The sequence below is a fragment of the Paracoccus sigandri genome (genome assembly GCF_003709565.1).
GTDB lineage: Bacteria > Pseudomonadota > Alphaproteobacteria > Rhodobacterales > Rhodobacteraceae > Paracoccus > Paracoccus siganidrum.
The window spans coordinates 1-22,507 of sequence record NZ_QNRC01000039.1 but is presented as its reverse complement, the minus strand read 5'-3'; the positions used below and the strand labels follow the sequence as shown (position 1 = coordinate 22,507).

General features: G+C 69.7%; 22 protein-coding genes and 1 tRNA gene. 10 read left to right on the top strand and 13 right to left on the bottom strand.

Annotation, left to right across the window (positions count from 1 at the left end; translation table 11 throughout):
- Position 1 precedes the first annotated feature (1 nt).
- From sdhA to C9E82_RS21190, 5 genes are read left to right on the top strand one after another with little or no spacing between them, the layout of a single operon-like run.
- The gene (gene sdhA, locus C9E82_RS21210; RefSeq protein ID WP_119900725.1) at positions 2 to 1,804 is read left to right on the top strand and encodes a succinate dehydrogenase flavoprotein subunit; all 1,803 of its coding nucleotides are present in this window, start codon (positions 2 to 4) and stop codon (positions 1,802 to 1,804) included.
- Complete coding sequence (locus C9E82_RS21205; protein WP_119900726.1) at positions 1,804 to 2,175, top strand: hypothetical protein; 372 nt, start codon at positions 1,804 to 1,806, stop codon at positions 2,173 to 2,175. The genes sdhA and C9E82_RS21205 overlap by 1 nt, the downstream gene beginning before the upstream one ends.
- A gap of 1 nt (position 2,176) precedes the next feature.
- Positions 2,177 to 2,494, top strand: a complete 318-nt coding sequence (locus C9E82_RS21200; RefSeq protein WP_119900727.1) for a hypothetical protein — start codon at positions 2,177 to 2,179, stop codon at positions 2,492 to 2,494.
- Positions 2,495 to 2,496: 2 nt separating this feature from the next.
- Positions 2,497 to 3,363: a hypothetical protein gene (locus tag C9E82_RS21195; protein ID WP_119900728.1), complete on the top strand. Its 867-nt coding sequence runs from the start codon at positions 2,497 to 2,499 to the stop codon at positions 3,361 to 3,363.
- 12 nt (positions 3,364 to 3,375) lie between these two features.
- A complete protein-coding gene (locus C9E82_RS21190) occupies positions 3,376 to 4,155 on the top strand; it encodes a succinate dehydrogenase iron-sulfur subunit (RefSeq protein ID WP_119900729.1) in 780 nt (259 codons plus the stop codon).
- Between the two features lie 464 nt (positions 4,156 to 4,619).
- Here C9E82_RS21190 and C9E82_RS21185 read toward each other — a convergent pair.
- The 5 genes from C9E82_RS21185 to C9E82_RS21165 form a co-directional block, all read right to left on the bottom strand.
- Positions 4,620 to 4,693: transfer RNA gene (locus tag C9E82_RS21185), tRNA-Gly, on the bottom strand.
- 49 nt (positions 4,694 to 4,742) lie between these two features.
- Complete coding sequence (locus C9E82_RS21180) at positions 4,743 to 5,165, bottom strand: DUF1489 family protein (protein ID WP_119900730.1); 423 nt, start codon at positions 5,163 to 5,165, stop codon at positions 4,743 to 4,745.
- A gap of 126 nt (positions 5,166 to 5,291) precedes the next feature.
- The gene (locus C9E82_RS21175) at positions 5,292 to 6,956 is read right to left on the bottom strand and encodes a peptidoglycan -binding protein (RefSeq protein WP_119900641.1); all 1,665 of its coding nucleotides are present in this window, start codon (positions 6,954 to 6,956) and stop codon (positions 5,292 to 5,294) included.
- Between the two features lies 1 nt (position 6,957).
- Complete coding sequence (locus C9E82_RS21170) at positions 6,958 to 8,253, bottom strand: hypothetical protein (RefSeq protein WP_119900643.1); 1,296 nt, start codon at positions 8,251 to 8,253, stop codon at positions 6,958 to 6,960.
- Between the two features lie 177 nt (positions 8,254 to 8,430).
- Positions 8,431 to 8,976, bottom strand: coding sequence for a gamma-glutamylcyclotransferase (locus C9E82_RS21165; RefSeq protein ID WP_119900640.1), 546 nt, complete (start codon positions 8,974 to 8,976; stop codon positions 8,431 to 8,433).
- Between the two features lie 100 nt (positions 8,977 to 9,076).
- Between C9E82_RS21165 and C9E82_RS21160 the strand changes: the two genes are divergently transcribed.
- Positions 9,077 to 10,099, top strand: a complete 1,023-nt coding sequence (locus tag C9E82_RS21160) for a DUF2125 domain-containing protein (protein ID WP_170162164.1) — start codon at positions 9,077 to 9,079, stop codon at positions 10,097 to 10,099.
- Positions 10,100 to 10,106: 7 nt separating this feature from the next.
- Here C9E82_RS21160 and C9E82_RS21155 read toward each other — a convergent pair whose 3' ends face one another.
- The 5 genes from C9E82_RS21155 to C9E82_RS21135 all read right to left on the bottom strand — a co-directional run bounded on the left by C9E82_RS21155 (position 10,107) and on the right by C9E82_RS21135 (position 15,277).
- The gene (locus tag C9E82_RS21155) at positions 10,107 to 11,036 is read right to left on the bottom strand and encodes a prephenate/arogenate dehydrogenase family protein (protein ID WP_119900638.1); all 930 of its coding nucleotides are present in this window, start codon (positions 11,034 to 11,036) and stop codon (positions 10,107 to 10,109) included.
- Positions 11,033 to 12,124, bottom strand: coding sequence for a histidinol-phosphate transaminase (hisC, locus tag C9E82_RS21150; RefSeq protein WP_119900637.1), 1,092 nt, complete (start codon positions 12,122 to 12,124; stop codon positions 11,033 to 11,035). Before hisC ends, C9E82_RS21155 begins: the two co-directional genes overlap by 4 nt.
- Before the next feature lie 67 nt (positions 12,125 to 12,191).
- The gene (locus C9E82_RS21145) at positions 12,192 to 13,226 is read right to left on the bottom strand and encodes an endonuclease/exonuclease/phosphatase family protein (RefSeq protein WP_119900642.1); all 1,035 of its coding nucleotides are present in this window, start codon (positions 13,224 to 13,226) and stop codon (positions 12,192 to 12,194) included.
- Positions 13,227 to 13,369: 143 nt separating this feature from the next.
- Positions 13,370 to 13,990 carry a 30S ribosomal protein S4 gene (gene rpsD / locus C9E82_RS21140; protein ID WP_119900636.1) on the bottom strand — a complete coding sequence of 207 codons (621 nt, stop codon included), beginning with the start codon at positions 13,988 to 13,990 and terminating at the stop codon, positions 13,370 to 13,372.
- Positions 13,991 to 14,155: 165 nt separating this feature from the next.
- Positions 14,156 to 15,277 carry an ROK family transcriptional regulator gene (locus tag C9E82_RS21135; protein WP_119900635.1) on the bottom strand — a complete coding sequence of 374 codons (1,122 nt, stop codon included), beginning with the start codon at positions 15,275 to 15,277 and terminating at the stop codon, positions 14,156 to 14,158.
- A 122-nt stretch (positions 15,278 to 15,399) separates the two neighbouring features.
- Between C9E82_RS21135 and C9E82_RS21130 the strand changes: the two genes are divergently transcribed.
- From C9E82_RS21130 to C9E82_RS21115, 4 genes are all read left to right on the top strand, one after another.
- Complete coding sequence (locus C9E82_RS21130; protein ID WP_119900634.1) at positions 15,400 to 16,434, top strand: sugar ABC transporter substrate-binding protein; 1,035 nt, start codon at positions 15,400 to 15,402, stop codon at positions 16,432 to 16,434.
- A gap of 86 nt (positions 16,435 to 16,520) precedes the next feature.
- On the top strand, positions 16,521 to 17,576 hold the full coding sequence (locus C9E82_RS21125; protein WP_119900633.1) for an ABC transporter permease: 1,056 nt from the start codon (positions 16,521 to 16,523) through the stop codon (positions 17,574 to 17,576).
- Entirely contained in the window at positions 17,573 to 18,346 is a 774-nt protein-coding gene (locus tag C9E82_RS21120) for an ATP-binding cassette domain-containing protein (RefSeq protein ID WP_244936052.1), read from the top strand. Before C9E82_RS21125 ends, C9E82_RS21120 begins: the two co-directional genes overlap by 4 nt.
- 122 nt (positions 18,347 to 18,468) lie before the next feature.
- Positions 18,469 to 19,038 (top strand): AAA family ATPase, encoded by a 570-nt coding sequence (locus tag C9E82_RS21115; protein WP_244936051.1) that lies wholly within the window; start codon positions 18,469 to 18,471, stop codon positions 19,036 to 19,038.
- On the opposite strand, the gene C9E82_RS21110 is transcribed toward C9E82_RS21115, so the two are convergent.
- The 3 genes from C9E82_RS21110 to C9E82_RS21100 form a co-directional block, all read right to left on the bottom strand.
- Positions 18,997 to 20,217: a multidrug effflux MFS transporter gene (locus C9E82_RS21110; protein WP_170162194.1), complete on the bottom strand. Its 1,221-nt coding sequence runs from the start codon at positions 20,215 to 20,217 to the stop codon at positions 18,997 to 18,999. The two genes, C9E82_RS21115 and C9E82_RS21110, sit on opposite strands and share 42 nt — an antisense overlap.
- A gap of 70 nt (positions 20,218 to 20,287) precedes the next feature.
- Complete coding sequence (locus C9E82_RS21105; protein ID WP_119901200.1) at positions 20,288 to 20,902, bottom strand: DsbA family oxidoreductase; 615 nt, start codon at positions 20,900 to 20,902, stop codon at positions 20,288 to 20,290.
- A complete protein-coding gene (locus C9E82_RS21100) occupies positions 20,899 to 22,365 on the bottom strand; it encodes a class I adenylate-forming enzyme family protein (protein ID WP_122449383.1) in 1,467 nt (488 codons plus the stop codon). Before C9E82_RS21100 ends, C9E82_RS21105 begins: the two co-directional genes overlap by 4 nt.
- Positions 22,366 to 22,507: the final 142 nt, after the last annotated feature.

The following is a 22,507-nucleotide window of genomic DNA, read 5'->3' as shown; positions in this document are numbered from 1 at the left end:
CATGGCTGCTTACGAAATCCAGACGCATGAATATGACGTGGTCGTGGTCGGCGCCGGCGGCGCGGGCCTGCGCGCGACGCTTGGCATGGCCGAGCAGGGGCTGCGCACGGCCTGCGTGACCAAGGTCTTCCCGACCCGCAGCCATACCGTGGCCGCGCAGGGCGGCATCGCCGCCAGCCTGTCGAACATGGGCCCCGACAACTGGCAGTGGCACATGTATGACACGGTCAAGGGCTCGGACTGGCTGGGCGATACCGACGCGATGGAATACCTGGCGCGCGAGGCCCCCAAGGCGGTCTACGAGCTGGAACATTACGGCGTGCCGTTTTCCCGCACCGAAGAGGGCAAGATCTACCAGCGGCCCTTCGGCGGCCATACCACCGAATTCGGCGAAGGCCCTCCGGTGCAGCGCACCTGCGCCGCCGCCGACCGCACCGGCCACGCGATCCTGCACACGCTCTACGGGCAGAGCCTGAAGAACAACGCGGAATTCTTCATCGAATATTTCGCGCTGGATCTGATGGTCAGCGATGGTCGCTGCACCGGCGTGGTCTGCTGGAAGCTGGATGACGGCTCGATCCACGTCTTCAACGCCAAGATGGTGGTGCTGGCGACCGGCGGTTACGGCCGCGCCTATTTCAGCGCGACCAGCGCCCATACCTGCACCGGCGACGGCGGCGGCATGGTGGCGCGCGCCGGCCTGCCGCTGCAGGACATGGAATTCGTGCAGTTCCACCCGACCGGCATCTACGGCTCGGGCTGCCTGATCACCGAGGGCGCGCGCGGCGAGGGCGGCTATCTGACCAATTCCGAGGGCGAGCGCTTCATGGAGCGTTACGCGCCGACCTACAAGGACCTGGCCTCGCGCGACGTGGTCAGCCGCTGCATCACGCTGGAGATCCGCGAGGGGCGCGGCGTCGGTCCCGAAAAGGACCACATGTTCCTGAACCTGATGCACCTGCCGCCGGAAAGCCTGGCGGAGCGGCTGCCGGGGATCAGCGAATCCGCCAAGATCTTCGCCGGCGTCGACGTGACCCGCGACCCGATCCCGATCCTGCCCACGGTCCATTACAACATGGGCGGCATCCCCACCAACTATTGGGGCGAGGTGCTGGACCCGACCGGGGACGACCCGGATCGCGTCTTCCCCGGCCTGATGGCGGTGGGCGAGGCAGGCTGTGCCTCGGTGCATGGCGCGAACCGCCTGGGCTCGAATTCGCTGATCGACCTGGTGGTCTTCGGCCGCGCCGCCGCGATCCGTGCCGGACAGGTGATCGATCGCAAATCCTCGATCCCTGCGACCAATCAGCAACAGGTGGACAAGGCGCTGGAACGCTTCGACGGGCTGCGCCATGCGGGCGGCGGCACGCCCACGGCCGAGCTGCGCCTGGAGATGCAGAAGACCATGCAATCCGACGCCGCCGTCTTCCGCACCGACAAGACGCTGGCCGAAGGCGTTGAAAAGATGACCGCGATCGCCGGCAAGCTGGACGATCTGCATGTCACCGACCGGGGCCTGATCTGGAACACGGACCTGATGGAAACGCTGGAGCTGACCAACCTGATGCCGAACGCGATGGCCACCATCGTCGCCGCCGAGGCACGCAAGGAAAGCCGCGGCGCCCATGCCCACGAGGACTGGCCCGAGCGGGATGATGCCAACTGGCGCAAGCACTCGCTTGCATGGGTGGAAGGGAACAAGGTTAAACTGGCCTATCGCCCCGTCCATCTCGAGCCGCTGACGAAACTCGAGGAAGGCGGGATCGACCTGAAGAAGATTGCTCCCAAAAAGAGGGTTTACTGATGCGTTTTACTTCTTTCGCCGGACTGGGGATCGCAGCGCTGGCCTTGGCCGGCTGCGTCGCGACCACGCCGATGCCGGGCACCGCGCCCACCGGGCCCGCCGGGCCGGCCACGCCGACGGTGCTTGACGCGGCCTCGCGCCAGGTGGCGCGCAACGTGATCAACACGGAAATGCAGAAGCGCCTGCCGGGCGCCAATACCGCGCCCTATACCGATTGCGTGGTCAACAACGCCACCACGGCCGAGCTGATCGACATCGCCCAGGCCTCGCGTGCCGGCATCGGCGGCACCGCGGACAGCGTGGCCTCGATCGTCTCGCGCCCGGCGACGACGCAATGCATCGCCGCTGCCGCCCAGGGCGGGGCCGCCTGACATGATCCGGGCCGCCGCCCTTGTCCTGTCGCTGCCGCTGGTGGCGGGGCTTTCGGGCTGCGGCCCGGTCCCCGTCCACCAGGCCGAGGCCAGCTGCCTGCGCGACGCCGAACTGGCGGCGCGGCCGCGCGGCTCGGTCGCGGTCGGGGCGATCGGGGGCGGCGGCTCGACCCATGCCGCGGGACGGGTCGAGCTGGAACTGTCCTCGGACTACCTGCGGGGCCGCGATCCCTCGAGCGTGTTCAATTCCTGCGTCCAGCGTCGTTCGGGGGAATTCCCCACCCGCGCGCTGGCCGACCAGCCGGGCTGGCGGGGCTGACCATGGCGAAGCCGGGCAGGGCAGGCGACCAAGCGGGGGGCGGCCGGAAGGGCAGGCGTCGCCTGATCGCCCATGTGGGCGTCCAGAAGACCGGCACCACCTCGCTGCAGCGGCACCTGCAACGCAATGTGCAGGCGCTGGCCGACCGGCTGGTGGTGCTGACGCCGCAAGAGGGCACGCCGATGCGCCCGCTCGGCCGCGCCGCCATCGCCTACAGCCTGCGGCCCGCGCCCGATACCGAGGACGCGCTGCGCCTTGCCATCGGTGACGTGCTGGACGGCATTCCCGACAACGGCCTGCCGGTGCTTCTGAGCCACGAGAATCTGGCCGGCGCCATGCCCGGCAATGGCGGCGAGACGCGGCTCTATCCCGCGCTGCCGCGGATCGCCGCGCTGCTGGCCGCCCAGGCGAAGGATTTCGCGGTCGAGCTGGTCTTCTACAGCCGCAACATGGATCGCTGGCGTCCCAGCGTCTGGGCGCAGGCGGTGCGCACCGACGGCTATGCCGAAACGCTGGAGAGCTTCCTGGACCAGACCGCCGGCCTGCCCGGCTGGGGCGAGCTGGCGCGGCGGCTTGCCGAAGGGCTGGGCGCGGATCGCGTGACCCGTCTGCGGCTGGAGGATGAGCCCGACCCGCTGCGCCCCGGCGCCCTTCTGCTGGCCCATGCCGGGCTGTCCGAGGCCGAGATCGCCGCGCTGCAGCCGCTGGACGCCCCCTCGATGGAGCGGCTCAATCCCGGCTCGACCGAATTCCTGCGCCGCCTCAACGGCCTGGCGCTGAACCCTCATGCGCGGGACAGGGTTGCCGATCTTGTCGCCCGCACCCAACCCCTGTTCAATGCCGACTACCGGCCCGCAGGCACTCTCTGAAAGGAGCAACCCATGGTCCAGTTCACCCTGCCCAAGAACAGCCAGATCCGCGTCGGCAAGACCTGGCCCAAGCCCGAGGGGGCGACCAATATCCGCAAGTTCAAGATCTATCGCTGGGACCCCGATACCGGCGAGAACCCGCGGCTGGACACCTATTTCGTGGACCTGGACAAATGCGGGCCGATGGTGCTGGACGCGCTGATCAAGATCAAGAACGAGATCGACCCCACGCTGTCCTTCCGCCGGTCCTGCCGCGAGGGGATCTGCGGATCTTGTGCGATGACCATCGACGGCGGCAACCACCTGGCCTGCATCTATGGCATCGACGAGGTGAAGGGCGATGTCTCGATCTATCCGCTGCCGCATATGCCGGTGGTCAAGGACCTGGTCCCCGACCTGACGCATTTCTACGCCCAGCATGCCAGCGTGAACCCCTATCTGATCACCAAGTCGCCCACGCCGGGCAAGGAATGGAAGCAGTCGATCGAGGATCGCCGCAAGCTGGACGGGCTTTACGAATGCATCCTCTGCGCCTCCTGCTCGACGGCCTGCCCCAGCTATTGGTGGAACGGCGACCGCTATCTGGGCCCGGCCGCGCTGCTGCACGCCTATCGCTGGATCATCGATTCGCGCGACGAGGCGACGGGCGAGCGGCTGGACGAGCTGGAGGATCCCTTCAAGCTGTATCGCTGCCACACGATCATGAACTGCACCAATACCTGCCCGAAGGGGCTGAACCCGGCCAAGGCCATCGCCTCGATCAAGCACATGATGGTCGACCGGATGGTGTGATCGCGCCCCCGCGGCGGCCGGGGGCTTTGCGTCCCCCGCCGTGCTTCTCGGGGCCGGCCGTTTTCGCTTGATGGTATCCGCGTTTTCAGCGGATAGGCGGCATGTCGGGCAGCATCCGGCCCGATCTGCCGGCTCGGCCTGGCATTGACCCCGAGATGTGGGAAGCGATGCCCCCGAGGAAAGGGCGTTGTTCCAAGGACCCCGGAACAAAAGACGGCCCTCACCTCTGCCCGGACGCGGCTGGCTCAACGGCAGGCGGCGCTGGAACAGCCGGGCTGCGGCTGGTCGATGAAGCCGGGGGTGTGAGGGCAGAGAGGAAGCAAGAGCATCCTTCGGGACTCCTTGGGATGCTTTGTCCGAGAATGTCCCGAGTTGTCCCAATGTTCCGTTTCAGGGGCTGGTGCTGACTGCACCAAAATCATCCGAAAAACGAATTACAATCAACGCATCAGGCTGGTGCGGATTGGAGCGGGTGAAGGGAATCGAACCCTCGTCGTAAGCTTGGGAAGCTTCTGCTCTACCATTGAGCTACACCCGCATGCCGCATCAGCTAGCGCAAGGGGGATGGGACGTCAAGATGGCGGCGTCTAGCGCAGGCCCATTTCGGCCAGGGCGGCGGCAATGGCGGGGGGCAGGCTGTCCTCGGCCGCGCGGCCCCTGGGCAGGTCGGGGGGCGCCTCGTCGCCCCTCAGGTAGCGCCAGCCCTGGAAGGGGCGGCGGGGAACGGCGGCCACGCGCACCAGCTCGCGGTCGAGGATCAGCGCGCAGCGGCGGATGCCGTCCTCGCCACGGCGTTCCTCCAGCGCCAGAAGCCGCTGGCGGGCCAGCATCACGCCCTTGAAGACCCAGTAGAGCGAGCCGCCGTCCAGAAGCTCGGCCTCGCGCTTGGGCCACATGCGGGTGACGTGCATGGCGGGGCCGTCGCCATGGCGCTGTTGCTGCCAGATCAGCAGGTCCTCGGGGCCTTCGGCGCCGACGCAGAGTTTCATCAGGTTCAGGGATGCGGGCATGGGCGCATCCTAGGGCGGCGCGGCCCGTGCCGCAAGCGGGGTGGGGCGGGAACGGGAGGGGCGCTGCCCCTCTTGGCCTGCGGCCAATTCACCCCGAGGTATTTTCAAGGAGGGCGAGGGGGCCGGTCAGCGTTCGGTCAGCTTCAGTTCGATGCGGCGGTTCTGGGCCAATGCCTCGGGGCTGTTGCCCTGCGTCACCGGGCGGGTGTCGGCGAAGCCGGTGGCGGCGACGCGATTGGCGGGGAAGCCCAGGTCCTGGGTCATGTAGCGGACCACGGCCAGCGCCCGGCCCTGGCTGAGTTCCCAGTTGTCGCGATAGCGCCCGGTGCCGGAAAGCGGCGTGCTGTCGGTATGGCCGTCGACGCGGATGATCCAGTCGATCTCGGGCGGGATCTCGTCGGCGATGTCCGAGAGCATCCGGGCGACGCCGGCGATCTGGTCGCGGCCGGCCGGGGAGAGCGTGGCCTCGCCCGGCGCGAAGAGGACCTCGGACTGGAAGACGAAACGGTCGCCGACGACGCGGACCCCCTCGCGGCCGGACAGGATCTGCGACAGGCGGCCGAAGAATTCGGAACGGTAGCGGGCCAGGTCGCGGGCCTCTTCCTCGGCGCGCCGGCGGGCCTCTTCCTCCAGCGCCAGGCGGCGCTCGCGTTCCTCGGCGGCGCGCAGCAGGGCGGCGTTCAGCTGCTGGCCCAGGTCGGCGACGCGCAGCTCGGCCTCCTGCTGTTCGCTGCCGGCGGCGTCCAGCAGCGCCTGGAGCGAGCCGAGCTGCGCGGTCAGCGAGGCGACCTGTTCATTGAGCAGCGCGACCCGGCGCTGGCTGTCGGCCGACAGTTCCTGCTGTTGCGCCAGTTCGGCCTGGGCCACGGCCAGCAGCGCGGCCTGGCGCTCGGCCTCGGTTCCGCTGCGATCGGCATCAAGGGCCAGTTCCGCGCGGGCGGCTTCGGCGGCGGCCAGCAGGGTCAGCGTGTCCTCGGCCTGCCTGCGGCTTTCCTCCAGCGCCAGCGTCATCGCGGTCAGTTCGGTATCGGCGCTTTCCAGGCGGGCGCGCAGGGCGCGGGCGGCCTCGGCCTCGGTCAGGCGGGCGGCCTCGGCCTCGGTCAGCGCCTGCTGCAATTCGGCGGCCTCGGCATCGGCGTCCTGGTTGCGGCGGCGCAGATCGGCGACCAGGGCTTCCAGCGCCTCGCTGCGGGCGGCGGCAAGGCGCGCGGCCTCGGCCTGGGCGTCGATTTCGGAGCGGGCGGCGGCCACGGCCAGTTCGGCGGCCGAGGCGCGGTCGCGCTGTTCGGCCGCTTCGGCCTGCAGCGCCTCGCTGCGGTCGTGGTCCTGGCGCCGGGCGGCCAGCAGGGCGGCGACCTCGGCCTCGAAATCGGTGATGCGGCTGCGGGCTTCGTCGAGCTGGGCCTGGCCGATCTGGAGCTGGTTGGTCAGCCGGGCGATGCGGGCGGCGCGGTCGCGGGCCTCGGCCTCGGCGGCGCGGGCGCGTTCGGTCTGGGCGGCCAGGTCCTCCTGCAGGCCGGATTCGCGCTCCTCGGATGCCCCCAGCGCCTCGCCCAGGGCCGAGACCTGCCGGCCAAGCTCGTCCAGCCGCTGTTCCTGGCGCGAGATGGTCTGGCTCTGGCCGGCGATCGTGTCCTCGCGGTCGGTGATCGCCTCGCGCATCACCGATTGCACGACCAGCGTCACGGTCAGCACGAAGATCAGCACCAGAAGCAGCGTCGCCAGCGCGTCGACATAGCCCGGCCAGATCGAGGTCGAGAAACGGTTCGACGAGGGTCGGTGCAGGGCCATCTCAGCCGTCCCGGCGCGGCGGCTCGGGCAGGAGATCGTCGCGGAACGGATCGCCGAAGCGGGCGGCGCGCACGGCGCGGGTCAGCACCAGGATGTCCGAGCGCAGCCCGGCCAGCAGGTCCTGGCGCCCCGCGGCCAGATCGGCGGTCAGCCGGTCCAGCGCGGCCTCGATCCCGGACAGGTCGGCCGGCTGGGCGGCGCGGTGCGGCGGCTGTTCGGCCAGCTCCAGCATCCGGTCCTGCCCGTCGGCCAGCCGGTTCAGCGCCTCGGTCAGGCTGGCGGCGCGGGCGATGGCGGCCCGGGTTTCGGACTCGCCATGCTGGGCCAGCGATTCGATGGCCTGGGCCATGACGATCACCCGTTCGTCGGCCATCAGCGCCTGGTCGTCGCGCGCCGCGTCCCGTTCGGCATGGTAGAGCTGCAGCCGCTCCATCTGCGCGGCCATCTGCTCGAAGAAGCCCGAGATCGCGGCCTGGTCCAGCCCCTCGCCATCCGAGCCGGCAAGGCTGACGCGGGTGAAGCTCGACATCCATTCTTCCAGCTCGCGATAGAAGCGGTTCTGGCCATGGGTCACGAACAGTTCCAGCAGGCCGACGACCAGCGACCCGGCCAGGCCCAGCAGCGAGGAGGAGAAGGCCGTGGCCATGCCGCCCAGCTGCGATTCGAGGCCGTCCATCAGCTGCTCGAAGACCTGCATGCCGGTCTGGCCTTCCTCGGGCGCCAGCGCGCGGATCGTGTCGACCACCGCCGGAACGGTCGTCGCCAGCCCGTAGAAGGTGCCCAGAAGGCCAAGGAAGATCAGCAGGTTGGACAGGTATCTTGTGATGTCGCGCAGCTCGTCGATGCGGGTCGCGACCGAATCGAGGATCGAGCGGGCGGCCCCGGTCGAGATCACCCCGCCCGCCGGCCCGCGCGTGCCCAGCAGCGCGGCCAGCGGCGCCAGCAGGCGCGGGGCCGCGTCGCCGTCATCCTCGGCGCGGGCGGCGACGCCCTTTTCGACCGCGTTGCGGCGGCGGGTGGCGAAACGCTCGATCCAGCTGACCGAGCGGATCAGCTGGCCGACCTGCCAGAAACAGGCCAGCACGCCGATCGCGAAGACCCCCAGGATCAGCCCGTTCAGCCACATGTTGGCCTGGAAGATCGGCAGGATGCGGCCATAGATGAACCAGGCGCCGGCGCCGACCAGCACCAGCACGGTCAGCATCAAGACGATCTGCCGCACCGGCTGCGAGAAATGCGGATGCGCGGCCGTTCCGCCGGGCGGGCCGCCGGGTGATCCTGCGCGCGTCGCGGTGATGCGCTTGCCGGGCAGGTGCAGTCTGGTCGGTGGGGCGGCGGGCTCGTCGGGTCGCTGGCCAGAGGTCGGATCGCTCAAGAGGACGCCTTTCGGTTTCACGGGCGCGTCATGCGGGGCCGAGTGTAGGCGGCGGAAAGCCCGTTGCCAAGCGGTCCGAAAGTCAGGGCAGGGCCCGGATCAGCCGCCTTGGCCCATCAGCCTGCGGACGTCTTCGGACAGGCTGTCCAGCTCGGGATCGGCCAGCCCGATCTCGGCCAGGTGGCGGGCGGTGTTGAACAGGTAATCCGCGTTCGGCCCGCGCCCGCCATGGGCACGGGCGATGATCCGGGCCTGTTCCGCCCGGCACAGCCCGCCCGCGTAATGCCAGTGATCGTGCCGCATCACATAGGTCAGCGCCTGAACCTGCCGCCCGTCCTCCAGCCGCAGGGGCAGGATCGCCTCGCGATAGGCCTCGGTCGTCAGCTCGCGGGCGCGCAGATAGGCCATGACCTCGTCGTGATCGGCATCGGCGACGCGCATGGCCAGCCCGCTGCATTCGGCGCCTGCCGTCTCGTCGAGGCCCAGCACCAGCCCCGGCGATTCCTCGGTGCCGCGATACATGGTCGAGCGCAGGCAGAAGCTGCGGGCATAGCCGCCGAGCCGCGCCCTGACCGTCTCGACCGGATGGAAGCCGGGATCCCACATGAGCGAGCCATAGCCGAACACCCAGGAAACCGTCGTCATCGTCGTCCAACCCTTTCGCCAGCCATGAAGTTAGGTCACGATGCGCGCCGGTGAAACCCCCGCGGTTGCGGAAATCGGCGGGAAAGGCACAGGGGCAGGGATGCGCAAGGTTGTGGGGGTCGTGCTGCTGATCGCGGCGGCAATCGGCGGATTGTGGATCGGCGGCGAAAGCTGGGCGGCGGGCAAGCTGCGCGAGCTGATCGCAGAGCGGCCGGACATGCAGGCCGCCGCAGTCCGTCCGTTGCGCGAAGCCTCGCGGATCGGCTTGCGGCTGGACCGGCCGCAGCTGGCCTCGCCGGGCCTTGGTCTGGCGCCGGACTGGCTGGAGCTGTGGCTGTCCCCGCTGGCGCCGCTGCGGGCGGTGGCGACGCCTTCGGCCAGCGGGCGGCTGGACCTGTCGGGGCAGCAGGTGCCGTTCCAGATCGCCGATGCGCAGGCGCAGGTGGCGCTGTCGCCGCTGAACCGGATGGCGGTGTCGCATCTGGCGGTGGACAGCGGTGCGGTGCTGCTTGGCGAACAGGTCCTGATGCAGCGCCTGCGGGCCGAGGCGGATCTGGTCCGGCTGGGCGCCGGGGCGCCGTCCGCGGCCGGCGCCGCCTATGACCTGCGCCTGGCGCTGGAGGGTTTGCAGGGCGACCGGCTGGCCGTCCTGGGGTTTGCGCCGCTGGCATTGCCCGGCGCCCTGTCGGCCGAAGGCGCGGGGCGGGTCTGGCTGGAGGGCGCCCTGGGGGGCCTTGGCGGCAGCGCGGCGCCGCGCGTCGTGGGCGTCCAGACCGGTGGGCTGGAATTGCGGCTGGGCGCGCTGTCGGCGCGTCTGGTCGGGCGGCTGGTGCAGGGCGCGGACGGGCTGACCGAGGGGCGGGTCGCGCTCTATACCTCGGACGGGCAGGGCTTCCTGGACGCGGCGGCCGATGCCGGGCTGATCCCCGCCGATGGCCGGCTGCTGGCGCGGGCGATGCTGAACCAGATGGGGCGGATGCCGATGCCGGAACCCGCCGCGCCGGACGGGCTGGACTTCCCCGAGCCTACGGCGGGCGAATTGCGCATCCCGCTGATCCTGCGCGACGGGCGGCTGCTGCTGGGCGAGATGCCGATCGGGCCGGCCCCGGCCTTCCCTGGCTGAGGGCGGGTCAGTCCGCCTTGGCCGCGCCGGGGGTGCGGCCGAAATCCGGGGCCTCGGTATCCTGCCCGGCCTCGATGATGCCGCGCCGGATCGCGCGGGTGCGGGTGAAGTAGTCGTGAAGCTGCTGCCCGTCGCCCATGCGGATCGCGCGCTGCAGCACGAACAGCTCCTCGGTGAAGCGGCCCAGGATGTCCAGCGTCGCCTCCTTGTTGTGCAAAAACACGTCGCGCCACATGGTCGGGTCGCTGGCGGCGATCCGGGTGAAGTCGCGGAAACCGGCGGCGGAATACTGGATCACCTCCTCGTCGGTGACGCGGCGCAGGTGGTCGGCGACGCCGACCATCGTATAGGCGATCAGGTGCGGCGCATGGCTGGTCACGGCAAGGACCAGGTCGTGATGCGCGGGCTCCATGCTGTCGGTCTTGGCGCCCATCGCGCGGACCAGCTGGGACAGCCGCGCCACCGCCTGCGGGTCGCTGTCGGGCAGCGGTGTCAGCAGCCACCAGCGGTTCAGGAACAGCGTCGCGAAGCCGGCGCGCGGGCCGGAATGCTCGGTCCCGGCCAGCGGGTGGCCGGGGATGAAATGCACGCCTTCGGGAATATGCGGCGCGACGGCCTCGATCACCGCTTGCTTGACGGAACCCACATCCGTCACCGTCGCGCCGGGCTTCAGATGCGGCGCGATTTCCGCCGCGACATCGCCCATCGCGCCCACGGGCACGGCCAGGACGACCAGATCGGCGCCCGCGACGGCCTCGGCGGCACTGTCGAAGACCTGGTCGCACAGCCCGATCTCGCGCGCGGTGCGGCGGGTTTCGGCGCTGCGGGCATGGCCCACGATCTCGCGCGCCAGCCCGCCCTCGCGCATGGCATGGGCCATCGAGCCGGCGATCAGCCCCAGCCCGATCAGCGCGACGCGGTCATAGATGATGCTCATTCCGGCCTCCTTGCGGCCATGAAGCGGCCCAGGCAGTCGATCACGCGGGCGCAGCCCTTCTCGTCGCCGACGGTGATGCGCAGCGCGGCGGGCAGGCCATAGCCCGCCACGCGGCGCACCAGGATCCCGTTCTCGCGCAGCGCGGCATCGGCGGCCTCGGCTTCAGCAGGATCGGCGAAGCGGGCCAGCACGAAATTGGCGAAGCTTTCGTCGCAGCCGATGCCCATCTGGACCAGCGACTCGCGCAGCCGCTGGCGCAGGCTGGCGTTCAACTGGGCGCAATGGGCGGTGAAACCCACGTCGCGGATGGCGGCTTCGGCGGTGGCCATCTGGGCGCTGGACAGGTTGAAGGGCTGGCGGACGCGGTTCAGCACCTCGATGATCTGGCGGCTGGCATAGCCCCAGCCGATCCTGAGCCCGCCCAGCCCGTGGATCTTGGAAAACGTCCGCGTCATGACGACATTCGGATGCCGGTCGACCAGCGAGACCCCGCCGTCGAAACCGCCCGCGAATTCGGTATAGGCGCCGTCATGGACCAGGATCACCTGCGGGGGCAGGCCCTGGACCAGCCGCTCCAGCTCGTCCCCGCTCAGCATGGTGCCGGTCGGATTGGCGGGATTGGCGATGAAGACGATCCGCGTCCGGTCGGTCACGGCGGCCAGGATCGCATCGACGTCGATGCGGCGCTCGGCCTCGGGGACGGTGACCGGCGTGGCGCCGACCATGCGGGCCAGGATCGGATACATGGAAAAGCCGTGCTCGGTGGTGATGACCTCGTCGCCCGCCCCGGCATAGGCATGGGTCACGAATTGCAGCACCTCGTCCGAGCCCACGCCGCAGATGATCCGCTCGGGGTCCAGCCCGTGGACCTGACCGATGGCGCGGCGCAGGCCCGCGTGGTCGGTATTGGGATAGCGGTGCAGGTCGCCGGCCGCGGCGGCGAAGGTCGCGCGCGCCTTCGGGCTGCATCCCAGCGGGTTCTCGTTCGAGGACAGTTTCAGCACGTCCTGGCGCCCGGCCAGACTGCTTTCGCCGCTGACATAGAGCGCGATTTCCATGATGCCGGGCTGCGGGGTGATCTGGGTCATGGCACCTTCCTTTGTCGGCGCCGGTTTAGTCGCCGGGCGCGGGCATTGGAAGGGCGGAAATGCCGGCCTAGACCGCCGCCTGGGCGGGCTTCCAGCGGAAGCGGGCCAGGATGACGGCGTGATCGTTGCTGCCGCTATGCTTGTGATCGGCCCAGTTCAGGTGGTCGTTCACCACCAGCATGTCGTCGAAGCGCCACAGCCTGCGCCGCGAATTGTCGTAGAACTGCTCGCTGACCAGGATATGGTCCAGGCTGTCATGCTGGTCCTGGTAGATATGGGTGTAATAGACATCCCGGATCGAGCGGTATTCCTGCAGCACCTGCGCCGTATAGAGCGCGTTGTCCCCGCCCCCGGTGGACAGCGTGGTCAGATAGCGCGGCTGTTCGGTCAGGATGTTCAGCGTATTGGAATCCTTGCCGTCGTTCATGTCGCCCAGCAGCACGACCGGGGTCTGGCTGCCCTTGGCGATGCGGGTGATCAGCACGCGCAGGGCGGTGGCCTCGGCGGTGCGGCGGATCGTGGACAGCGCATAGCCGAGCGCGGTCGCGTGCGGGCCGTGGACCTCTTTGCGGTACCAGTCGCGTTCGCGCCAGACCTCGGCCGGGCGGCGGGACTTGAAGTGGCAGACGAAGACCTCGATGGCCGGGCAGCGCGGATCGGGGCGCACGGTCAGGCGCAGGACCGGGCGCGAGAAGCTGGACAGCGCCACGCTGACCTGGGCCTGCTGCGGATCGTCCCCGGTCGAGCGCAGCACCATCTCGGGCGGGAAGTCGGTGATCCATTCCGGCTCGCCCTCCAGCATCTCGCGGCGGACGGCGGCGGCGCAGGTGATGCGGCGGCCGTCGTGGCCGGGGGGCGTCAGCGCGACATGGCTGTCCTGCAGGCCCGAGCGGCGCAGCGCGTCCTCCAGCGCCTCGGGGGCCCACAGCTCCTGGAAGCCGAAGACATCGGCGTCCATCCGCGCCATCGCCCGCGCGGTGAAGTCGATCTTGCGCTGATAGACCTCGACCGGCCAGCCGGCGGTGTCGTTATAGACGGCGCGGCCGGGAAGCTGCAGATTCAACAGGTTGAAGGACGAGAACGAGACGTCGCGCGCAGCCATGATCAACCCCGGAACCCATTGCGGCCTTGCCGCCAGCCTAGCATGGATCGGGATAATGGGCACGCAAAAGCGCCAGCCACGGCAGGGCAACGAAAAAGGGGCCGCCCGGCGGGCGACCCCTTTCGCGATCGGGTCGGCGAAGATCAGTTCTTCGCGTAGAATTCGACGACCAAGTTCGGTTCCATCACCACCGGATAGGGCACGTCGCCCAGGGCCGGGGTGCGCACGAAGTTGGCGGTCATCTTGTTGTGGTCGACTTCCAGGTAGTCGGGCACGTCACGCTCGGCCGAGGCGACCGATTCCAGCACGATGGCCAGTTGCCGCGAACGCTCGCGCACCGAGACCACGTCGCCTTCCCGGACGCGATAGGACGCGATGTTGACGCGCTTGCCGTTCACCTCGACATGGCCGTGGTTCACGAACTGGCGGGCGGCGAAGATGGTCGGCACGAACTTGGCGCGATAGACGATGGCGTCCAGGCGGCGCTCCAGCAGGCCGACCAGGTTCTCGCCGGTGTCGCCCTTGACGCGCTCGGCCTCGGCATAGATGCGGCGGAACTGTTTTTCGGTCAGGTCGCCGTAATAGCCCTTCAGCTTCTGCTTGGCGCGCAGCTGGGTGCCGAAATCCGACAGTTTCTGCTTGCGGCGTTGGCCGTGCTGGCCGGGGCCGTATTCGCGGCGGTTCACCGGGGACTTGGCGCGGCCCCAGATGTTTTCGCCCATGCGGCGGTCGATCTTGTACTTGGCAGCGGTGCGTTTGGTCATCGCTGATCTCCTTTTGTCATGTCAAAAGGGCGTTGTCCTTTCCCTTGGGGCCTTCCCCGCGGGCGACAGGCATCCCCTTGCGGGGGCCGCCAACACCAATGAAGTGCGCGCTTATAGACGCATCGGGCGCGCTGTCAAGCGATCCGGCCGGGTTTTCCGCAAGGCTCAGCCCAGCTTGCCGTCGGGCTGGAAGAAATGCGACAGCGGCAGGGCGGCGGCGCCCAGCATCCGGGCGCTGCGGCCCAGGCTGCCCTCGACGATGCGCGGACGGTCTATCCCGGCGGCGGGCATCGCGGCAAGCGCCCGGCGCGTCGCCTCGGCCAGCCGCGCGCGGGTGGCGGCGGGCACGGCGCCGTCCAGCACCACCAGCGACAGGTCCAGAAGCGCGGTCGCGGACATGGCGGCGAAGGCCAGGGCGCGGCCGGCCTCGTCGGCCCATTCGGCCTCGATGGCGTCTGGCACCTCCCAGCCGGCATCGTCGGGGGGCAGCGGGTGGCCCAGCCGCGCTTCCAGCGTCGCGACCGAGGCAAGCTCCAGCAATTGCCGGCCGTCGGGCATCGGCAGCGATCCCAGCGCCCCGGCATTGCGCCGCGGTCCCAGCCGCAGCCGCCCGTCCAGCACCACGCCGCCGCCCGCGAAATGCGCGATATAGAGATGCAGGAAATCCGCCGGCAGCGCGGCGCGGCCGAAGACCAGTTCCGCCGCGCAGGCGGTGGAGGCGTCGTTTTCCAGAAAGACCGGGAAGGGCAGGTCGCGGGCCAGTTCCGCCTGCAGGTCGCGGCCGCGCCAGGGCGCCATCTCGTCGCCCCAGTCCCACAGCCGGAACGGCGCGGCGATGCCCAGCCCGGTGATTCGCATCCGCGAGGCGGCGGGCAGGCTGGCGGCCAGCGTGTCGATTCCCTGCCGCGCGAAGCTGATGACCCGGTCGGGATGGGCGAAGGGGCAGACCTCCTGCCGGTGCATCCGCACGCTGCCGGTGAAATCGACCAGCGCCAGTTCGATCAGGCGCCGCCCCAGCTTGAGGCCCAGGAACCACGCCCCGTCTGGCGCCAGCGCCAGCGGCGTCGAGGGCTGGCCGACCTTGCCGCGCACCACCTTGCCGGGATCCAGAAAACCCTCGGAAATCAGCTTCCTGGTCAGGTTGGTGATGGCCTGGGCCGACAGGCCCGTCCGCTGCGCCAGCGCCGCCCGCGCCAGCGGGCCGTGACGCCGGATCAGCGACAGGATCAGCCGCTCGTTCCGGCTGAGATCGCGTGCCGGGCTGTCATTCGCGCTGTCACTTGCCATGAGATCGTCCTCCCTTCCGGTATTAATCAACATGATTGATTTATTGACAAGCGGCTTTTCATCGGGCTTTCTTGGCACCGAGGCGGATGAGGGGATCCGCGAATCTGGGAGGAGATCCATCAATGACCATCAAGACCGTTTTTCGCCTGTCGCTGGCCGCCTCCGCGCTGGCCCTGGCTGCCGGGGCGGCGCAGGCGCAGGCGCAGGGGCCGGTCAAGGCCTGCCTGATCACCAAGACCGACATCAACCCCTTCTTCGTCAAGATGAAGGAAGGCGCAACGGCCAAGGCGCAGGAACTGGGGATCGAGCTGATGACCTTCGCCGGCAAGATCGACGGCGACCACGAGACCCAGCAACAGGCGGTCGAAAGCTGCATCGCGGCCGGGGTGAAGGGCATCCTGATCACCGCCTCGGACACCAAGGCGATCGTCGATTCGGTCAACCAGGCGCGCAATGCGGGCATCCTGGTCATCGCGCTGGACACGCCTCTGGACCCGATCGACGCGGCCGACGCCACCTTCGCCACCGACAACCGCGAGGCCGGGCGGCTGATCGGCGCCTGGGCGGCGGGCAAGCTGGGCGATGCGGCGGCGGAGGCGAAGATCGCCATGCTGGACCTGTCGGCCGCCGGCGCGACGGTCGACGTGCTGCGCGACCAGGGCTTCCTGGAGGGCTTCGGCGTGGACGTGAAGAACGAGAATGTCATCGGCGACGAGGACGATCCGCGCATCGTCGGCCACGAGGTCACCTCGGGCAACGAGGAGGGCGGGCGCGGCGCGATGGAGGCGCTGCTGCAGCGCGATCCGAGCATCAACGTCGTCTACACGATCAACGAACCGGCCGCGGCGGGTGCCTATGAGGCCCTGAAATCATTCGGAAAAGAGCAGGACGTGCTGATCGTTTCCGTCGATGGCGGCTGCCCCGGCGTCGAGAATGTCGCGGCGGGGATCATCGGCGCGACCTCGCAGCAATATCCGCTGCTGATGGCCTCGCAGGGGATCGAGGCGATCGCCGCCTTCGCCGAGGACGGCTCCCGGCCCGAGAACACCGAGGGGCTGGATTTCGTCAATACCGGCGTGAACCTGGTGACCGGCGAGCCGGTGGACGGCGTGCCCTCGATCAGCGTCGAGGAAGGCACCGAGCAGTGCTGGGGCTGACGCCCTCGGGCCCGCTTCCCGCCTGACAGACCCGGCGCGGCGACGGCGCACGCCGCCGCGCCGCCTTGCCCTCAGGAGAGATTTCGATGTCCGACAGTCCCGACCCCGTGGTCGAACGGAGCCCGGCCGAAGAGGTGGCCCGGTTCGAGCACCACGCGCGCAGCCCGTTGCAGCGGCTGCAGCATTTCCTGCACCGCTATCCGACCATGGTTCCGGTCATCGTGCTGGTCCTGTCGCTGATCGTCTTCGGGATGATCTCGCCCAATTTCTTCTCGGCCTTCAACCTGTCGCTGATCATGCAGCAGGTCGCCGTGGTCGGCACGCTGGCCGCCGCCCAGTCGCTGGTCATCCTGACCGCCGGGATCGATTTGTCGGTCGGCGCGGTGATGGTGATGATCTCGGTCATCATGGGCAAGCTGTCGGTCGATTTCGGCATTCCGGTCCCGATCGCGATCCTGGTCGGCCTGGGCTGCGGCGCGCTGACCGGCGCGCTGAACGGGCTGCTGGTGACGCGGCTGAAGCTGCCGCCCTTCATCACCACGCTGGGGACATGGAATATCTTCCTTGCGTTGAATTATTATCTTTCGGGACGCGAGACGATCCGCAGCCAGACCCTGGATGCCGAGGCGCCGCTGCTGAAACTGTTCGGCGAGCGCTTCACCATCGGCGGCGCGGTCCTGACCTGGGGCGTGGTGCTAATGCTGATCGTCTTCGCGGTGCTGTGGTATGCGCTCTACAAGACCGCCTGGGGGCGGCGCGTCTATGCGGTGGGCGACGATCCCGAGGCCGCGGCGCTGGCCGGCATCCAGACGAAGCGGGTGCTGATGTCGGTCTATGTCGTCGCCGGGGTGATCTGCGCGCTGGCGGCCTGGTCCTCGATCGGGCGGGTGGGCTCGGTCAGCCCGACCTCGTTCTTCGAGGCCAACCTGGAATCGATCACCGCCGTGGTGATCGGGGGGATCTCGCTGTTCGGGGGGCGCGGTTCGATCCTGGGGCCGCTGATCGGGGCGCTGATCGTCGGCGTCTTCAATTCCGGGCTGCGGCTGGCCGGCGTGGACGTGCTGTGGCAGCTTTTCGCGACCGGCTGGCTGATCATCGTCGCCGTCGCCATCGACCAATGGATCAGGAAGATCTCGTCATGACCGAACCGCTTCTTTCCGCCCGCAACCTGGTCAAGCGCTATGGCCGCGTGACCGCCCTGGACCATGCCGATTTCGATCTTTATTCGGGCGAGATCCTGGCCGTGATCGGCGATAACGGTGCCGGGAAATCCAGCCTGATCAAGGCGGTATCCGGCGCGGTCCAGCCCGACGAGGGCGAGATCCGGCTGGACGGCCAGCCGGTCAGCTTCGCCAGCCCCCTGGAGGCGCGCCGCGCCGGGATCGAGACCGTCTACCAGACGCTGGCGCTGTCGCCCGCGCTGTCGATCTCGGACAACATGTTCATGGGCCGCGAGATCCGCCGCGAGGGGATCATGGGCAAGTGGTTCGGAATGCTGGACAAGCCCGCCATGGACCGTTTCTCGCGCCAGAAGCTGTCGGAACTGGGGCTGATGACGATCCAGAACATCGACCAGCCGGTCGAGACCCTGTCGGGCGGCCAGCGGCAGGGCGTCGCGGTGGCCCGCGCCGCGGCCTTCGGCAGCCGGGTCATCATCCTGGACGAGCCGACCGCCGCGCTGGGGGTGAAGGAAAGCCGCCGGGTGCTGGACCTGATCCTGGACGTGCGCTCGCGCGGGATCCCGATCGTGCTGATCAGCCACAACATGCCGCATGTCTTCGAGGTGGCGGACCGGATCCATATCCACCGTCTGGGACGGCGGCTGTGCGTCATCGACCCCAAGGAGCACACGATGTCGGATGCGGTGGCCTACATGACCGGCGCGCGGGTGCCCGAGGGGGTGGCCGCGTGACGAGGGGGGCGGAAGGGGAAGGGGGGCGCTGCCCCCCGTCCTGCGGACTCCCCCCGGGGTATTTCGACAACGGAGACGGGCAGCAGGTCCTGCGGCGGATCCGCGGGCTGGAGGGGCGGCGGGTGCTGGTCGCGGTGGCCGGGGCGCCGGGATCGGGAAAGTCGACCCTGGCCGCGGCGCTGGTGGCGCGGCTGGCGGATGCGGTGCTGGTGCCGATGGACGGGTTCCACCTGGACGACCGGCTGCTGGCGGCGCGCGGCCTGCTGGCGCGCAAGGGGGCGGTCGAGACCTTCGATGCCGAGGGTTTCGCGGCGCTGGCCGGGCGCCTGGCGCAGCCGGGGCGCGAGGTGGTCTTTCCGCTGTTCGACCGCGCGCGCGAGATCGCCATTGCCGGGGCGGGGGTGGTGGAGCCCGCGCATCGGATCGTCGTGGTCGAGGGCAATTACCTGCTTCTGGATGCGGCGCCCTGGAACGGGGTGCGCTATGACCTGGCCATCGCCTTGCGGGTGCCCGAGGCCGAGCTGCGCCGGCGGCTGGAGGCGCGCTGGCAGGGCTTGGGCAAGGATGCGGGCGCGGTGCGCGCGCATCTGGCCAATGACCTGGCCAATGCGCGGCGCGTCGCGGAAGGATCGCGCGCCGCCGACCTGGCGCTAGTCGTCGAGGAAGCGCATCAGCCAGAGCGCGAGGCCTGAACAGGCCAGCGTCGCCACCACCACCGGCAGTGCCGTGCCGTCATAGAGCAGCCCGACCGGCGCCGCGATCAGCACCGCCGCGAGCGTCGAGATGGCCGAGACGATCGAGGCGGTCATCCCCGCGATATGGCCCATCCGCTGCAGCGCCAGCGCGTTCAGGTTGCCGAAGGTCACCCCGGCCATGAAGAAGACGCTGACCGCCCAGAGGAAGAAGGCCGGGAATTTCAACGGCTCGGGCAGCAGGTCGCCCATCAGCAGCACCAGCATCGCGCCCGAGACGCAGGTCTGCATCGCATAGGCCCATTTCGCGATCCGCCGCATCCCGAAACGGACCACGAAGACCGCGTTCAGGATCGTGCCGCTGCCCGACAGCAGCGCCATCAGCGCGAACCAGGCCGGGAAGCTGGCGCCCTTGCCGTAGGCCTCGCCGAACAGCTGCTGGGCCGAGGAGAGCAGCCCGAACATCTGCCCGAAACCCAGCGTCAGGATCAGCGTGCAGAACATCACCTGGCGATCCGACAGCACCTCGCGCGCGGCGGCGGCAAGCGTGCCGGCGCGCAGCGGGCGGCGGCGCTCGGACGGCAGGGTCTCGGCCTGGCGCAGGTTCAGCCAGCCCGCGCCGATCAGCGCGAAGAGCAGGAAGGCCAGGAAGACCCCGTGCCAGCCCGCCATCCAGATGAAGCCCGCGCCAAGCGCCGGGGCGACGGCGGGGATCAGGATGAAGACCATCATCACGAAGCTGGTGATGCGCGCCATCTCTCGTCCCTGGTAGAGGTCGCGGACCAGTGCCAGCCCGACGATGCGCGGCCCCGAGGCGCCCAGCCCCTGCACGAAGCGCGCCAGCAGCAGCATTTCCAGCGACTGGGCCATCAGCGCCGCGATCGTCGCGCCGATATAGATCCCAAAGCCGAGCGTCATCGCGGGCTTGCGCCCGATCGCGTCCGAGATCGGCCCGGCGAACAGCGTGCCCAGCCCCATGCCCGCCACGAAGGCGGTCAGGATCAGCTGGGCGCGGTTCACGTTTTCCGGCGTCAGCTCTGCCGCGATCTCGGGCAGGGCGGGCAGCATCGCGTCGATCGAGAAGGCGATGGTGGCGAACAGGAATGCCAGCATCGCGATGAATTCGGGCAGGGGCAGGCGGCGCTGCATGGCGCTGCCTTCATGGCCGATGGCGCTCATTGGGGACCTTTCCAGTGATGCGCGCCCGTAACATGGATTTGCATCATGTGCAATACTGGGCAGGGGCGGCTCAGCCGGCCAGCTCGTCGATGACCTGCTGCCAGAGGCTTGCGGGCTGGGCGCCGCTGACCGCATGGCTGTCGGCGACGATGAAGGTCGGGACCGAGTTGATGCCGCGTTCGCGGGCATGGATCTCGCGGCGGGCGATCTCGTCGCGGTCGGCATCGCTGTCCAGCAGCCGGCCGACCAGCGCGCCGTCCATCCCGGCGGCTTCGGCGATGCGGGTCAGCTGGGCCGGGTCGCCGATGTCGCGCGCCTCTTGCCAATGGGCGCGCAGCAGGCCGGACATGACCCGCGTCTGGGCGCCTTCCAGGCCCGCCCAATGCATCAGCCGATGCGCATCCGTCGTGTCGGGCTCGCGCGCCGAGGGGTTCAGCGCAAGGCCAAGCGCCGCCGCGCGCTCGGCCACGGCGCGCGAGGCTTCCTCGGCCCGCGGGCCCAGCTTGGCGTGAAGATATTCGATCCGGTCCATGCCGCCGCGCGGCATCTGCGGGTTCAGGCGGAACGGGTGCCAGGCGATCTGGAACGGGTGGCCGGGGCGGCTTTCCAGCGCCCGGTCCAGTTCCAGCTTGCCGATCAGGCACCAGGGGCAGACGGGATCGGCGAAGATGTCCAGCCTGGTCATGCCATGTCCTTCCGGTGGCTGTCGCGCAGGGCGCGGCGGTTGATCTTGCCGGTCGGCGTGCGGGGAAGCGCGTCCAGCCGGATATAGTCGCGGGGCTGCTTGTAGCGCGCCAGATGCGCCTGGGCCAGCGCGCGCAGCTCCTCGGCCGGGGCCGGGCCGGTCCAGAAGGCGGCGATGATGCTGCTGCCGGGACCGACCGCGATCTCGGCCACGGCGAGATCGCCCGCGCCGGGATGGGTGGCCAGGACCTCCTCGATCTCGGGCGGGGCGACGCGGAAGCCGCCGGCATTCATGATGTCGTCGGCCCGGCCCAGCAGGGTGATCGCCCCCGACGGGTCCGCCTGGGCCTGGTCGCCGGTCAGGAACCATTCGCCCCGCATCCGCGCGGCGGTTTCCTCGGGCTGGTCCAGATAGCCCAGGAACAGGCCGGGATCGTCGCGGCGCAGGGCCAGCGCGCCGGGTTGGCCGGCGGGCAGCGGCCGGCCGTCCTGGTCCAGGATGGCGACATGCCGGCCGGGCTGCGGATAGCCCGCCGTGCCGGGCGGGGCCGGGCGGGCGGGGCTGCCCGACAGGAAGGTGGAAACTTCCGATGCCCCCATCGCCTCGTGCAGGTCGGTCCCGGTGCGCGCCTGCCATGCCGCGCGCAGCGCCGGGTCCAGCCTTTCGCCGGCGGCCAGCCCGTGGCGCAGGCTGGCGATCGGTTGCCATTCGGCGCGCAGCAGGCGGCGGAAGATGCCGGGCGCCCCGGCAAGGATCGTGGCGCCGTGGCGGCTGGCCAGCAATGGGATCTGCTCGATCGCGGTGCCCTCGGCGGGGATCAGGGCGGTGGCGCCCAGGGTCCAGGGATCCATCAGCCCGGTCCCCAGCGTGAAGGTCCAGTTGAAGGCGCCGGCATGCATCATCCGGTCATCGGGGCGCAGGTCGTACCAGCCCGCGAACATCATCCGCCGGGCCAGGATGGCGCGATGGGCGTGCATCACCGCGCGCGGCTGGCCCGACGAGCCCGAGGTATAGATGACATAGGCCAGCCGGTCGGGCGAGCCTTGCGCGAAATCGGCCGGGGGCAGCTCGGCGAAACCGGCCAGCTCGGCCTCGGCCAGAACCGGCAGGGGCTGATCGGGCAGGGCGATGCCGTCGCCCGCGACCACCATCGCGGGACGCAGTTCGGCCGCCAGCCTGGTGATCTCGCGCGCCGTCAGCATGGCCGAGGTCGGGACCGGCACGATCCCGGCGGTGATCGCCCCCAGATAGGCGACGGGGAAAGAGGGCCGGTTGCCCAGCCGCATCAGCAGCCGGTCGCCGGGCCGCAGCCCCGTCCGCAGCAACCCCGTGGCCGTGCCCCGCACCGACGCGATCAGCCGCCCATAGGACCAGCGCTCGGCCCGCGCGGGCCCCACCACCGACAAGGCCAGCTTGTCGGGCAGCGCCGCACCCTCGCGCAGAACATGTTCGGCCAGGTTCACCCGCGCCCCCTCCGTTTCATGCCGCGCGCGCCCCGCATCTTCTCTGATGCTGTGACCGCCCCCCGACGGCATCTGTGTGCCAAGGTGGGTCTGCAATGATCCACAAAGGAGAGCGGTCATGTCGGAGATTATCACGGTCGGA

Bases quoted from the DNA above. Each gene is read 5' to 3' on its own strand.
- C9E82_RS21110 (WP_170162194.1), bottom strand. From the start codon at position 20,217: ATGAGCGCCATCGGCCATGAAGGCAGCGCCATGCAGCGCCGCCTGCCC.
- rpsD (WP_119900636.1), bottom strand. From the start codon at position 13,990: ATGACCAAACGCACCGCTGCCAAGTACAAGATCGACCGCCGCATGGGC.
- C9E82_RS21180 (WP_119900730.1), bottom strand. From the start codon at position 5,165: ATGCCCGCATCCCTGAACCTGATGAAACTCTGCGTCGGCGCCGAAGGC.
- C9E82_RS21205 (WP_119900726.1), top strand. From the start codon at position 1,804: ATGCGTTTTACTTCTTTCGCCGGACTGGGGATCGCAGCGCTGGCCTTG.
- C9E82_RS21155 (WP_119900638.1), bottom strand. From the start codon at position 11,036: ATGAGCATCATCTATGACCGCGTCGCGCTGATCGGGCTGGGGCTGATC.
- C9E82_RS21200 (WP_119900727.1), top strand. From the start codon at position 2,177: ATGATCCGGGCCGCCGCCCTTGTCCTGTCGCTGCCGCTGGTGGCGGGG.
- C9E82_RS21160 (WP_170162164.1), top strand. From the start codon at position 9,077: ATGCGCAAGGTTGTGGGGGTCGTGCTGCTGATCGCGGCGGCAATCGGC.
- C9E82_RS21135 (WP_119900635.1), bottom strand. From the start codon at position 15,277: ATGGCAAGTGACAGCGCGAATGACAGCCCGGCACGCGATCTCAGCCGG.
- sdhA (WP_119900725.1), top strand. From the start codon at position 2: ATGGCTGCTTACGAAATCCAGACGCATGAATATGACGTGGTCGTGGTC.
- C9E82_RS21125 (WP_119900633.1), top strand. From the start codon at position 16,521: ATGTCCGACAGTCCCGACCCCGTGGTCGAACGGAGCCCGGCCGAAGAG.
- C9E82_RS21175 (WP_119900641.1), bottom strand. From the start codon at position 6,956: ATGGCCCTGCACCGACCCTCGTCGAACCGTTTCTCGACCTCGATCTGG.
- C9E82_RS21130 (WP_119900634.1), top strand. From the start codon at position 15,400: ATGACCATCAAGACCGTTTTTCGCCTGTCGCTGGCCGCCTCCGCGCTG.
- hisC (WP_119900637.1), bottom strand. From the start codon at position 12,124: ATGACCCAGATCACCCCGCAGCCCGGCATCATGGAAATCGCGCTCTAT.
- C9E82_RS21105 (WP_119901200.1), bottom strand. From the start codon at position 20,902: ATGACCAGGCTGGACATCTTCGCCGATCCCGTCTGCCCCTGGTGCCTG.
- C9E82_RS21190 (WP_119900729.1), top strand. From the start codon at position 3,376: ATGGTCCAGTTCACCCTGCCCAAGAACAGCCAGATCCGCGTCGGCAAG.
- C9E82_RS21145 (WP_119900642.1), bottom strand. From the start codon at position 13,226: ATGGCTGCGCGCGACGTCTCGTTCTCGTCCTTCAACCTGTTGAATCTG.
- C9E82_RS21165 (WP_119900640.1), bottom strand. From the start codon at position 8,976: ATGACGACGGTTTCCTGGGTGTTCGGCTATGGCTCGCTCATGTGGGAT.
- C9E82_RS21195 (WP_119900728.1), top strand. From the start codon at position 2,497: ATGGCGAAGCCGGGCAGGGCAGGCGACCAAGCGGGGGGCGGCCGGAAG.
- C9E82_RS21120 (WP_244936052.1), top strand. From the start codon at position 17,573: ATGACCGAACCGCTTCTTTCCGCCCGCAACCTGGTCAAGCGCTATGGC.